The organism is Serratia sp. CMO1 (genome assembly GCF_015689115.1).
Lineage (GTDB): Bacteria > Pseudomonadota > Gammaproteobacteria > Enterobacterales > Enterobacteriaceae > Serratia > Serratia marcescens.
The window spans coordinates 3,584,091-3,596,035 of sequence record NZ_CP065032.1 but is presented as its reverse complement, the minus strand read 5'-3'; the positions used below and the strand labels follow the sequence as shown (position 1 = coordinate 3,596,035).

The following is an 11,945-nucleotide window of genomic DNA, read 5'->3' as shown; positions in this document are numbered from 1 at the left end:
TCCTTGTTGAATCAGCTGCGCTGGTATTGGCGGAAGCGCTGTTGCAGTTGGCGCAGCTGGTCGATGCGCGCATCGTAACGCGCCTGTTTCAGGCTGCCGAGTTTTTGCAGCGAGCTGGCATTGCTGAGCAGGCCGATGGCCTGATCGAGCCGGCCGGTCAGCGCCAGGCTTTCGGCGCGGGCCGACAGCTCTTCATCGCGCAGCCCCTGAGCGGCGCTGGCTTGCGCCAGCAGATCCCAGCCGTTCGGATCGTCCGGATGGGCAAAGGTGTAGCGGTTCAGGATCTTCGACGCCTGCGCCGGTTGGTTGCCTTCGACATAGGCGTTGGCCAGGTTGAGCTGCAGCACCGGGTTGTTGTTCTGGGCGGCATTGGCCGCCTGCAGGCGTGCGATCGCCTGCGGCGCGCGTTTCTGGCCGAGATCGATGTCGGTCATCAGGTCGATCAGCCAGACGTTTTTCGCATCCTGCGCCAGCATCGGCTGAATGATGTTGCGCGCGTCGTCGTATTTTTTCGCTTCATAGAACAGAATGGCGCGGCCGTATTTGGCGGCCGCCTGTTCGCGCACGTTGCCCTTGCTGAGCGAGCCGAGCAGCTCTTCGTTCAGGCCATAGCCTTCCGAACTGTACATGCCCAGTGCGCGCACCTTGGCCATCAGGTAATCCTGCGAAGACTGCACGATGTGTTTCGGCATCTGGTTGGCGCGGTTGCGCGCGTCTGAGAGGCGGCTGTCCGGCAACGGGTGCGTCAGCAGCATTTCCGGCGGCTTGGAGGCGTAGCGCGACTGATCCGAGAGTTTCTGCAGGAAGTCGGGCATGGCTTCCGGATCGAAACCGGCGCGTTGCAGCACCTGAATGCCGATGCGGTCGGCTTCCTGTTCATTCGATTGGGTAAAGCTGATCATGCCCTGCTGGGTGCCGGCCATGGTGCCGCTCAGCGCCGCCATGCCCATGGTCGGGTTGGCCATCGCCAGCAGAATGGAACCGAGCGCGCCCACCCAGGTCAGCGGGGCGTTGCGCTGTTGATCTTCCATTGCGCGCGCCAGGTGGCGCTGGGTGACGTGCGAGATTTCGTGCGCCAGCACCGAAGCCAGCTGGCTTTCGTTGTCGCTGACGCGGAACAGCGCGGAGTGCAGCACCACGTTGCCGCCGAAGAAGGCGAAGGCGTTGATCTCGTCGTTGCGCACCAGATAGAAATGGAACGGCGTGCGCACCGAATAGGCGCTGGCCACCAGCCGGTTGCCCAGCTGATTGATGTATTGGCTCAGCAGCGGATCGTTGATCAGCGGGGCGCTGGCGCGCAGTTGGCGCACATAGAAATCGCCCATCGCCAGTTCTTGTCCGATGCTCAGGGTGCCGCCGGCGGAGGTGCCCATATCCGGCAACTGGTCCTGGCTTTCCGCCTGTGCTGGCGCCAGGGCGGTGGCGTTCAGCGTGCTGAGCAGCAGCACCGCTAACGCGGTTTTGGTCAACCGGTTGGTCATAGTCAGGCGTTTCCCTTAAATAATCATTTCTAAGACGTCAGCAGCAGACAAGAGTTCTTTATTCCCGCGGCGTAATCCGCGCGAAAGTGCGGCGGCTCACAAACCGCGGCGGCGGCACCCATCACATCATAGTCAGCCGCAGGCGACAAGGAAACGTTAGCCGAGCGCGAATCGAGCAAAAAAGTTTTATTTTTCATTTTGAAGGGCGCTTTTTTGTCGCTGGCGACATGCATTTTTAATAAAACGAAGACAAAGTTAGTCTGTGTTTTATTGACAAGATAAACGCAGACTCATATAGTCTGCGTTATTGAAGATTCACTGACGGTCGAAAACGGACATATGGCGTACATCACAACCAGCGTTGAATATGGCATTCACTGCCTGCTGTGGCTGGTCGGCGATAACCAGCGCGCGCTCAGCAGCCGCGAACTCGCCGAGCTGCAAGGCATCTCCCCCAGCTTTCTGGCCAAGATTTTTCCCAAGCTGGAAAAGGCGGGGATCGTCGCCGCCAGCGAAGGGGTGCGCGGCGGTTACCGGCTGGCCCGTCCGGCGGATGAGATCAGTTTTCTGGAAATTATCGACGCCATCGAGGGGCACAAGCCGCTGTTCGATTGCCAAGAGGTGCGCGGGCGCTGTGCGGTGTTCGATGATTCCCCGCCGGATTGGGCGGTCTCCGGCAAATGCGCTATCCATGCGGTGATGCTGCAGGCGGAGAAGGCGATGCGCGACGCACTGGCGGCGCAGACCCTCGGCGACGTCGCGGCCCGCTTTGGCCGCAAAGCGCCGCAAGGCTTCTTCGGTGAGGTCAACCTCTGGCTCGACGAACGCATGACGGAACGCACCGCGCGCAGCGGCAAAACGGCGCGCGCCAAAACCTAAGCTCCGCCTTTCCTTAAAAAAGCGAAACACACTTTTTCCCGCCTCTTCGGAAGGGGCGGGCGGGCCTTCTGCACCCTGTTACGGGAGCGGAACGGCATCGTTCATCCGAAAACACTGCGGGCAAGCCTTATCGCCCGGTTAACCCTGTATGAAGGAGTCATCCCATGACGCAGAAAATAGTGATTGCCGGTTCCGGTTTTGCCGGTTTTTGGGCCGCCGTGTCCGCCATGCGCGCCATTACCCTCGCCGGTAAGCATGACGATATCGAGGTGCTCATGGTTTCACCGACGCCAACCGTTACCATCCGGCCGCGCCTGTATGAAGCCGTGTTGGAAAACATGAACCCGGACATTTCCGCGCAGCTCGCCGCCGTCGGCGTGCGGCACCTGGCCGGGGTTGTAGAGCGTATCGATGCCGCTGCTAAAACGCTCACGGTGGCGCCGGCGGCGGGGGAACCCCTGGAGTTGGCCTACGATCGTTTGGTGTGGGCCACCGGCAGCCGGCTGTCCGTGCCTGCGGTGCCGGGCTTTGCCGAATACGGCTTCAACGTCGATACGCTGGAAAGCGCGCAGCGTTTGGATGCCCATATTAAAGCGCTGGCGGCCAAACCGTCGACGCCGGCGCGCAACACCGCCGTGGTGGTGGGGGCGGGGCTGACCGGCCTGGAGAGTGCAGCAGAGATGCCGCAGCGGCTGCGTGATGCACTGGGCAAAGACGAGAATGTGCGCGTGGTGATCGTCGATAGCGCGCCGGAAGTGGGCGCCGGAATGGGCGCGGAGCCGGGGGCGGTGATTCGCCAGGCGCTGGCGGAGTGCGGCGTGGAAGCGCGGACCGGCCTGCGCGTCTCGGCTATCGACGCTGAGGGAGTGATGCTGTCGAACGGTGAGCGCATCGCCGCCAACACGGTGATCCTGGCGGCGGGCGTGCGTGCGCACCCGCTGACCGAACAAATCCCCGGCGAGCGCGACGGCAGCGGCCGGGTGATCGGCGACGCCTTCCTGCGCGCGCCGGCGGCGGCGGGCATTTTCGTGACCGGCGATACGGTGAAGGCGGCGACCGACGATCTCGGTAACCACAACCTGATGACCTGCCAGCATGCGCTGAGCCTTGGCCGCGTGGCCGGCCACAATGCGGCGGCGGAGCTGGCGGGGTTGCCGACGCACCCGTACAGCCAGCCGAAGTATGTGACCTGTCTGGATCTGGGCCCCTGGGGCGCGCTGTATACCGAAGGCTGGGAGCGCCAGGTGCGCTTTACCCGTCAGGCAGGCAAAAAGATTAAGCAGGAGATCAACACGCAGTGGATTTATCCACCGGCGGCGGATCGCGAGGCGCTGTTCGCCATCGCCAATCCGGATTTCGTGATTGTGCCTTAAGGTCGTCAAAACGGGAGCGGCAACGTTCCCGTCGTCATTTTCCCAACGGCAGGAATGAACGCTCCGGCACCACGGTTTTCATCACCAGCGTGGAGCTCAGGCGTTGCACGCCCGGCAGGGCGGAGAGTTTCTCGTCATAAAGCTGCTGAAAGGCGGGCAGATCGCGAGCGATCACGTGCAACAGATAGTCGGGGTCGCCAAACAGCCGCTGTGCCTGCACCACCTGCGGAATGTCCACCATGGCGTTTTCGAAGGTTTCAACGGCGCGGCGATCGCCTTCGCGCATGGTGACGAACACCAGGGCGGAAAAGTTATAGCCCAGGCTGCCGGGATCGAGCTGGGCGCGGTAACCCCTGATCACCCCGGACTCCTCTAATGCCCGCACCCGGCGGTGGCAGGGGGACACGCTCAAACCGATCCGCTCGGCCAGCTCGGTCACCGACAAACGGCCGTCGGCCTGCAGTTCAGCAAGAATCTTGCGATCAATCTTATCCATTTGGAAAAATTTCCCCGTTTACGCCGATTTCAGGCAAGTAATTGAAAGCACATTTTAACGTCATGAGGATATTCTTGCCATCTGTTGAACGGTTTTACGGCCGCCGCGGCAGGCGGAGGCCGTTCTTCTTCCACGAGGAAAGCGCAATGGTTCTCTGTTCGATGTGGCGCGGCGCGTTTGAGAGGGCGCTGGCATGACGCTCGCTCTTTTCGCCGCGTTTTGGGCGGTGTCGATTTTGTTGGTGATCACGCCAGGTATGGATTGGGCCTATGTGATCTCGGCGGGCATTCGCGGCCGGGTGGTGGTGCCCGCCGTCGCCGGCTTGCTGTTTGGCCACCTGCTGATGATTGCGATCGTGGTGGCGGGCGTCGGCGCGCTGCTGGTCGGCAACCCGCTGGCGCTGACGGCGCTCACCTTGCTGGGGGCGGCTTATCTGTTGTGGATCGGTTTCAACATGCTGCTGCACCCGCCAGTGCCCGGCGCCGGTGAAGATCAGCGTTCCGATTCCTGGCTGCGCTGGGCCGGCAAGGGCGTGTGCGTCAGCGGCTTGAACCCCAAGGTGTTTCTGCTGTTTCTGGCGCTGCTGCCGCAGTTTACCGACGCCCGAGCCGAATGGTCGGTGCCGATGCAGATGCTGGCGTTGGGCGTCGTGCATTTGATCAGCTGCGGCCTGGTGTATCTGCTGGTGGGGTTTGGTTCGCAGTCGGTGCTGCGCACGCGCCCGCAGGCCGCGAAGGTAGTGGGGCGCATTTCCGGCGCGGCGATGATCGTCATCGCCCTCGGGCTGCTGGCCGAGCAGGCGCTGAAATAGCGCTACCGTCGGTAAATGTCCGGCCGGGCGATCTGCCAGACAAAGTCGGGGCGGTTGATGGCGCTATAGCCCACTTTTTCGTAGAGCCAGGGGGCGGTGCTGGTGACCAGCATGACTCGCCGCAGCGTCGCCATCAGCGGATGGGCCTGGCAGCATTCTGCCAGCCATAGGCCCAGCCCGCTCTTTTGGTACGTTTCCAGCACGTACACGTCGCACAGATAGCCGAAAGTGGCGTAATCGGTGACCAGCCGGGCGAAACCGATCTGCCTGGCCTCGTGATACAAACCGAAGCACAGGCTGTGGGCGAGCGACTGGCGGACGGTCTCTTTATCGATTCCCTCCGCCCATGACGAACGGGTCAGAAAAGCGTGGATGGCATCGAGATCCAGCAGAACGGGATCGGTGCTGACGAGATAGTCCGCACGCCGCCACTCCCGTGGGGCAGGCGTTGTCATGAGGGTTCTTCTCCTGTTGTTTGCTCGTTTGCCGTTAATTGCCTGTACGCAGGGTGAGGCAGTCTATCGACGGTGTAAGGCGAGATAATCATGCCCGGCACCGCGATCGATAGCTGACGTATTGGCTTTGATAATACGAGATGCCGCCATGACTTTTAGAGAGGGAAGGAAAATATTTACGCTTGATTGCGTAAATAATAATGAGTATGTTTCTCATTCTCTTTGTTGTTCGCGGGCGCATGAAGGAGTTATTAGCCTGCATTAGCGTGATAGTTGATTCACAGGGAAACACTGAGACGCGCGGTGGCGCTCATTTCTCGTTATGAGAAAGCTCAAAACTAAACTGCAGAGCCCCCGTTAACGCCGTTTTAAATGGTCAAGGATTTCCCCGATGAAAATGAAAATCTCTGTGCTCGCCCTGCTGACGGGTATGGCGCTAAGCGGCTGCGCGCCGCACCAAACCAATTCCTCTTCTCCTGCTGTGCAACCTCTCGCGCAAGTGGCGCAATCCGACAGCGTCGTCAAACGCCAACTGGCTTATGGCTTGTATGAAATGGCGCTGACGCCAGGGGGAGATGCGCTGTACGTCGCCAGCGCCGAAAGTTTTAAAGCTGTGCAGGGCGGCGTGGTCTATAAGCTGGACGCCAAAACTCTGAAAACCCTTGGCACGACGCATACCGACCTGAAAAATTTCGCCATGCAGGCCTCTGCGGATGGGAAAACCCTTTATGTCAGCAATTCGCTGGACGGCGGTATCAGCGCAATCGACGCTGCCGACGGTAAGGTGAAAGGGCGTTTGCTGTTCAGCGAGCGCAATGAGAAAGGGTTGCCGTATGGTGCGCGCCAAATCCTGGCTCACAACAACACGCTGTATGTGGGGGCGGTGGCCGATCCGGCGCAAATTTGGGTGGTTGACGCCGAAACGCTCAAGCTGAAAACGCGCATTAAAAATACCGGAAAATGGATGACCGGCCTGCATTACTCCGAACAGACCCAACGCGTGTATGCCGCCAATGGCAGCGGCGAGATCCTGGTGATCAACCCGCGTTCCAACCGCATCGAAAAACGCTGGAAACCGTTGGGAGACCAACCGGCACTGCTGCTCAATATGGCGGAGGACGAGGCTACCGGTCGTTTGTTCGTCACTGACAACTCCAAGGCGAAGACCACGCTGGTCTTGGATATTCACACCGGAAAGTTATTGAAGCGGCTTGATGTGGGCGACTCTTTGACTGTCGTTTTCAATTCACGGCGCAACGAAATTTATATCTCGCAGCGTGAATCCGGCAATGTACTGAGCCTGGATGCGACGACCTATGCGGTGAAACAGCGCTGGGCGCTGCCGCCGAATCCAAACAGCTTGTTGTTGTCGGCAGACGGCCAGACATTGTTCGTTACGGTCAAACAACCGTTTAACAAAGATCATTCCACGCAGGGGCCGGACAGCGTGGTTCGCATCGCGTTGAATAAATAAGCCCCATCGGCCCGGCGACGGGCCATTTAACTTTTATCCTCATTCATGAGTGAATTATGCACAACACCAGTACAACGAATTTCCCTTTACGTAAAACGCTGCTGGCGCTGACTATCGGCGCGCTGAGCCAGGGCGCACTGGCCGCAGACGGCGACGCCAAGAAAAACCGGGAGGACACCCTGGTCGTCCGGGCCGAAAAACACGCCGATTTCAACTCCGGCGGCAATGATTTGGTCCCCGCCTACCTGGATGGACAGGTCGCCCACGGCGGCCGCCTGGGGATGCTGGGCGAACAGAAAGCGATGGACGTTCCGTTCAACGTCATAGGCTATACCGCAAAGCTGGTACAGGATCAGCAGGCGAAGACCATCGCCGACGTGGTCAGCAACGATGCGGGTGTGCAGGCGGTGCAGGGATACGGTAACTTCGCCGAAACCTATCGCATCCGCGGTTTCCAACTGGACGGCGACGACATGACGATGGGCGGGCTGCCGGGCGTGGTGCCGCGTCAGGTAGTGGATACCCAGATGCTGGAGCGGGTTGAGATCTTCAAAGGGGCGAACGCCTTGCTGAACGGCCTGGCTTCCAGTGGCGTTGGCGGCATGATCAATCTTGAACCGAAGCGGGCGGAAGAAACGCCGACCACTCAGATCGGTATCGACTACACCTCCGACTCTCAGGTGGGCGGCAAGCTGGATCTGGGCCGCCGTTTCGGTGACGACAACCAGTTTGGCGCTCGCGTCAACCTGGTGCACCGAGAGGGGGAAACGGCGGTTGAGGATGATAAGCGGCGCACCACGCTGGCATCGGTCGGGCTGGACTATCGCGGCGATCGTTTCCGTTCATCGTTGGACTTCGGTTATCAGAAAAAGACCTTCCATGGCGGAACGATGGGGGTCAACATCAGCGGCATCGATGTGGTACCCGCGGTGCCTGACACCCGTAAAAATTACGGTCAGCAGTGGGGCTACAGCGATATCGAGAACGAATTCGGCATGGCGAAAGCGGAATATGATTTAACCCGCGACTGGAAGGCCTATGCCGGGTTGGGCGCGCAGCACGGCCATGAAACCGGTGTTTACAGCGCGCCGAAGCTCATCAACGCCAACGGCGACGCCACGGTTGGGCGCCTGGACACCAATCGCATCATCGACGCTTTCAGCGGTATGGCGGGGCTTGAGGGCAAGTTCACGACCTGGGCGGTTTCGCATCGGGTCAACGTTGGCTATTCCGCGCAGATTAAACGCGACAAAACCGCGTGGCGCATGTCCGCCAACAATCCGACGACCAATATCTACGATAACCATGATGTCGCAATACCGGACAACGCCTATTTCGGCGGCAACTACAGCGATCCGCTGACTACGGCGCGCAACCGGACGCAGGGCTGGTTATTCAGCGATACGTTGGGCTTTTTCGGCGACCGGGTGTTGTTAACGGCGGCCGCGCGCCATCAGAAAGTGGTGGTGCGTAATTACAGCAACGCCACTGGCCTGGAGGATACCGCCTCCCGTTATACGCAAAGCCGCTGGATGCCGACGTTCGGGCTGGTCTACAAGCCGTGGGAAACGGTGTCGCTTTATGCCAACCATACCGAGGCGTTACAGCCTGGCGGCATCGCGCCGAAAGAGGCGGCTAACTTCGGGCAGAGTACCGGTATCGCCCGTTCCAAGCAAAATGAAGTGGGCGTGAAAGTTGATTTCGAACGCGTAGGCGGCTCGTTGGCGCTGTTTGAAATCAAAAAGCCGGCCACCCTGATCGACAGCAACAACTACTACACGTTGAACGGCGAACAACGCAACCGCGGCGTGGAATTGAATGTGTTCGGCGAGCCGGCATTCGGCCTGCGCCTCAACGGCAGCGCTACCTGGCTTTCGCCCGAGCTGACCAAAACCCAGGGCGGCCGTAACGATGGCAAAGACGCTATCGGCGTAGCGCACTTCTATGCGGTGCTGGGAGCGGAGTACGATATCAAGCCGGTCGATGGCCTGACGGCAACGGCGAAAGTGCGGCATACCGGTTCGCAATATGCCGACTCCGCCAATACCAAAAAGCTCGATAGTTTCACGACCCTGGATCTCGGCCTTCGCTATCGCATGCGTTTGAATGAGGATCAAAATACGCTGGTATGGCGTGTGGGGTTGGACAACGTCACGAATGAGAAGTATTGGTCTGGCGTAGAAAGCAATGGCACTTACGTCTTCCAGGGACAGGCGAGGACGCTGAAAGCGTCGGTAACTTACGACTTCTAATCGATACAGAAACGACGGCGGCCCACATGCGATGGGTCGCCGGTTCCTTCGCCACCGGGGGGGCGTTTTTCAGCATGACCGATGGGTGAGGACGCTGATCAAATCCAGCGCGTCGTCCGCCGCCGCGATTTCGCTTTCGCTGAGCGCCTGCCGTTCGATGAAGCTCTCGATGGCTTCCAACAGGGAGAAGACGCTGATTTCATCTCCTATCTTTACGACTTCGCAAACGCCACGCCCGATCGCCAGACAGATGGCTTCATCAAATTCACACGGTTTGCTGTTCATTTTTCCCCCTACGGCATTTGGGATTATATCGGCCATGCTACCGGTTTTTTCCCGGTGGCTGTCTGACGAAAATCCCATTTTTTCGTTGATGCTGACGGGCGCACGATCGCGGGCATTGGCGAAATTCTGATTTCCTCACCGTGGCCAAATTTCCCTTGTGACCACCGTGCCGGCGCGGTATTGTCGCCAAATGACGACAATACCGCCTCATTGTCCGCATAAAAAATTCATGACGTTATCATCCCTTCATCCCGCTGCCGTGCGGGATTTTTTTATGAGGTTTATCCCAAAGTGCGGATAACCTCGACGCGATCGCTTGCCATGTTCTGGGAATAATCCTAGCTTGAAATAGTCATTTAGGGTTAGCAATCCCTCATGACCTCCTTGTAACACTTGATGCACCAGAACGTTTTCTCCCCCGCTTAGGCGGGGGTTTTTAATGACGTGCATCGGAAAAGGCCGTGAACGTAGAACCGACAGAGTTCGTGACGATAACCAGTTTAAGCATCAGGGGACGGGACAATGAAAAATGATCTGGCGGCGGCGATCGCGATTGGCTGTGTGTTGTTGTTCGCATTGGCGGTCGGTTCGCCCCTTTCTGTCGCTACTTCGCTGTAATCTTCCGCGGCCCCGTTCGGGGCCGCTCATCGAGCCAGTCGCCGCGTCTGCGGATTTTTGCGTCGATCGCCTGCCCGCGCGATAAAATCAGCCAGATCGCTGTTGATGTATGGCGAACTTTGAGTACTCTGAGTGCTTTGCACATCCCGCGTGCGCCCGTTCTATCTATGCTTTAATCAGGCCCATCACAGGAATCGCCATGCCCGCCCGCCAAATCTCAAGGAGCCCGCTCTGATGCTGGAGATGTTATTACAGTGGTACCGCCGCCGCTTCACCGATCCTCAGGCCATCGCGCTGCTGGTGATCCTGGTTGCCGGGTTCCTTATTCTCTATTTTTTGCACGGCATTCTGACCCCGTTGCTGGTTGCCATCGTGCTGGCGTATCTGCTCGAGTGGCCGACCGCGCGCCTGCAGCGCATCGGCTGTTCGCGCACCTGGGCGGCGAGCATCATGCTGCTGGTGTTCTCGGGCGTCGCCATGCTGCTGGTGTTCGTCGTCGCGCCGACCGCCTGGCAGCAGGGCATCAATCTGATGAGCGATCTGCCGGGCATGCTCAATCAGTTCTATAACTTCGCCGCGACGCTGCCGAAGCGTTATCCGGCGCTGGTGGATGCCGGCATCATCGACATGATGGCGGAAAACCTGCGCAGCCGGTTGTCCGGCATGGGCGAATCGGTGGTGAAATTCTCGCTGGCGTCGCTGGTCGGCCTGCTGACGTTGGCTATCTATCTGATCCTGGTGCCGATGATGATGTTCTTCCTGCTGAAGGACAAAGAACAGCTGCTGAACGCGGTGCGCCGCGTGCTGCCGCGCAATCGCGGCCTGGCGGGGCAGGTCTGGAACGAGATGAATCAGCAGATCACCAACTATATTCGCGGCAAAGTGCTGGAGATGGTGATTGTCGGCGTGGCGACCTACCTGGTGTTCGCCGTGCTGGACATGCGCTACTCGCTGCTGCTGGCGGTGCTGGTGGGGTTCTCGGTGCTGATCCCCTACATCGGCGCGGTGCTGGTCACCATACCGGTGGTAGTGGTGGCGCTGTTCCAGTGGGGCGTCGGCGCCGATTTTTGGACGCTGATCGTCGCCTATCTGGTGGTGCAGGGGCTGGACGGCAACCTGTTGGTGCCCATTTTGTTCTCCGAAGCGGTCAACCTGCATCCGCTGGTGATTATCCTGTCGGTGATCGTGTTCGGCGGGATGTGGGGCTTTTGGGGCGTGTTTTTTGCCATACCTCTGGCGACGCTGGTGAAGGCGGTGATCCATGCCTGGCCGGATGAACTGCGGGTCGAGGTGGAAGACAAGGCCGACTGACAGGGAAGAAACGAAGCGCAGCAGGCCGCTGCGCTTCGTGAGAATTACTGCTGCAGGTAGTTCAGAACGATGTCGTGGTGATTGGTGGTTTTGAAATCATCAAACACTTTTTCAATCTTGCCGTTGGCATCGATCAGGAAGCTGATGCGGTGAATGCCGTCGTAGGTCTTGCCCATGAAGGTTTTCTCGCCCCACACGCCAAACTGTTGTGACACCTGATGATCTTCATCAGACAACAGCGTGAAGTTGAGCAGCTCCTTTTCGGCGAAGCGCGACAGTTTTTCCGGTTTGTCGGTGCTGATGCCCAGCACTTCGACGCCGACCTTTTTTAATTCGTCCATGTTGTCCCGCAGGCCGCAGGCTTGCACGGTGCAGCCCGGCGTCATCGCCTTCGGATAAAAATAGACCAATACTCGCTGTCCCTGGAAGTCGGCCAAATTAATTTCCTCACCGTCCTGGTCAGGCAAACTAAATTTCGGCGCTGTGTCACCGGCTTTCAATGGGCTCATC

The 11,945-nt window shown here is 59.1% G+C and carries 11 protein-coding genes; 7 read left to right on the top strand and 4 right to left on the bottom strand.

The window, feature by feature from the left end:
* Window positions 1-11: 11 nt before the first annotated feature.
* Window positions 12-1,481 carry a M48 family metallopeptidase gene (locus IT763_RS17205; RefSeq protein ID WP_004941664.1) on the bottom strand — a complete coding sequence of 490 codons (1,470 nt, stop codon included), beginning with the start codon at window positions 1,479-1,481 and terminating at the stop codon, window positions 12-14.
* 339 nt (window positions 1,482-1,820) lie between these two features.
* On the opposite strand from IT763_RS17205, the gene IT763_RS17200 reads away from it, so the two are divergent.
* Both IT763_RS17200 and IT763_RS17195 read left to right on the top strand, forming a co-directional pair.
* Entirely contained in the window at window positions 1,821-2,360 is a 540-nt protein-coding gene (locus tag IT763_RS17200; protein ID WP_015378716.1) for an Rrf2 family transcriptional regulator, read from the top strand.
* 164 nt (window positions 2,361-2,524) lie between these two features.
* Window positions 2,525-3,733 (top strand): NAD(P)/FAD-dependent oxidoreductase, encoded by a 1,209-nt coding sequence (locus tag IT763_RS17195; protein WP_206194873.1) that lies wholly within the window; start codon window positions 2,525-2,527, stop codon window positions 3,731-3,733.
* Between the two features lie 34 nt (window positions 3,734-3,767).
* Here the strand turns inward: IT763_RS17195 and IT763_RS17190 are convergent, their stop codons facing one another.
* Complete coding sequence (locus IT763_RS17190) at window positions 3,768-4,229, bottom strand: Lrp/AsnC family transcriptional regulator (protein ID WP_004941672.1); 462 nt, start codon at window positions 4,227-4,229, stop codon at window positions 3,768-3,770.
* A gap of 193 nt (window positions 4,230-4,422) precedes the next feature.
* Between IT763_RS17190 and IT763_RS17185 the strand changes: the two genes are divergently transcribed.
* Complete coding sequence (locus IT763_RS17185; RefSeq protein WP_004941674.1) at window positions 4,423-5,040, top strand: LysE family translocator; 618 nt, start codon at window positions 4,423-4,425, stop codon at window positions 5,038-5,040.
* Between the two features lie 2 nt (window positions 5,041-5,042).
* Here IT763_RS17185 and IT763_RS17180 read toward each other — a convergent pair whose 3' ends face one another.
* On the bottom strand, window positions 5,043-5,495 hold the full coding sequence (locus IT763_RS17180; RefSeq protein WP_016926733.1) for a GNAT family N-acetyltransferase: 453 nt from the start codon (window positions 5,493-5,495) through the stop codon (window positions 5,043-5,045).
* A gap of 391 nt (window positions 5,496-5,886) precedes the next feature.
* On the opposite strand from IT763_RS17180, the gene IT763_RS17175 reads away from it, so the two are divergent.
* The 4 genes from IT763_RS17175 (at window position 5,887) to IT763_RS17160 (ending at window position 11,435) form a co-directional block, all read left to right on the top strand.
* The gene (locus IT763_RS17175) at window positions 5,887-6,969 is read left to right on the top strand and encodes a YncE family protein (protein ID WP_206194872.1); all 1,083 of its coding nucleotides are present in this window, start codon (window positions 5,887-5,889) and stop codon (window positions 6,967-6,969) included.
* 56 nt (window positions 6,970-7,025) lie between these two features.
* Complete coding sequence (locus tag IT763_RS17170) at window positions 7,026-9,221, top strand: TonB-dependent siderophore receptor (protein WP_206194871.1); 2,196 nt, start codon at window positions 7,026-7,028, stop codon at window positions 9,219-9,221.
* An 81-nt stretch (window positions 9,222-9,302) separates the two neighbouring features.
* A complete protein-coding gene (locus IT763_RS17165; protein ID WP_206194870.1) occupies window positions 9,303-9,572 on the top strand; it encodes a hypothetical protein in 270 nt (89 codons plus the stop codon).
* Window positions 9,573-10,358: 786 nt separating this feature from the next.
* The gene (locus IT763_RS17160) at window positions 10,359-11,435 is read left to right on the top strand and encodes an AI-2E family transporter (RefSeq protein ID WP_015378710.1); all 1,077 of its coding nucleotides are present in this window, start codon (window positions 10,359-10,361) and stop codon (window positions 11,433-11,435) included.
* Window positions 11,436-11,479: 44 nt separating this feature from the next.
* On the opposite strand, the gene bcp is transcribed toward IT763_RS17160, so the two are convergent.
* Entirely contained in the window at window positions 11,480-11,944 is a 465-nt protein-coding gene (gene bcp, locus IT763_RS17155) for a thioredoxin-dependent thiol peroxidase (RefSeq protein WP_015378709.1), read from the bottom strand.
* Between the last annotated feature and the right edge of the window lies 1 nt (window position 11,945).

Bases quoted from the DNA above. Each gene is read 5' to 3' on its own strand.
- IT763_RS17180 (WP_016926733.1), bottom strand. From the start codon at position 5,495: ATGACAACGCCTGCCCCACGGGAGTGGCGGCGTGCGGACTATCTCGTC.
- IT763_RS17160 (WP_015378710.1), top strand. From the start codon at position 10,359: ATGCTGGAGATGTTATTACAGTGGTACCGCCGCCGCTTCACCGATCCT.
- IT763_RS17185 (WP_004941674.1), top strand. From the start codon at position 4,423: ATGACGCTCGCTCTTTTCGCCGCGTTTTGGGCGGTGTCGATTTTGTTG.
- IT763_RS17205 (WP_004941664.1), bottom strand. From the start codon at position 1,481: ATGACCAACCGGTTGACCAAAACCGCGTTAGCGGTGCTGCTGCTCAGC.
- IT763_RS17170 (WP_206194871.1), top strand. From the start codon at position 7,026: ATGCACAACACCAGTACAACGAATTTCCCTTTACGTAAAACGCTGCTG.
- bcp (WP_015378709.1), bottom strand. From the start codon at position 11,944: ATGAGCCCATTGAAAGCCGGTGACACAGCGCCGAAATTTAGTTTGCCT.
- IT763_RS17200 (WP_015378716.1), top strand. From the start codon at position 1,821: ATGGCGTACATCACAACCAGCGTTGAATATGGCATTCACTGCCTGCTG.
- IT763_RS17165 (WP_206194870.1), top strand. From the start codon at position 9,303: ATGGGTGAGGACGCTGATCAAATCCAGCGCGTCGTCCGCCGCCGCGAT.
- IT763_RS17175 (WP_206194872.1), top strand. From the start codon at position 5,887: ATGAAAATGAAAATCTCTGTGCTCGCCCTGCTGACGGGTATGGCGCTA.
- IT763_RS17195 (WP_206194873.1), top strand. From the start codon at position 2,525: ATGACGCAGAAAATAGTGATTGCCGGTTCCGGTTTTGCCGGTTTTTGG.
- IT763_RS17190 (WP_004941672.1), bottom strand. From the start codon at position 4,229: ATGGATAAGATTGATCGCAAGATTCTTGCTGAACTGCAGGCCGACGGC.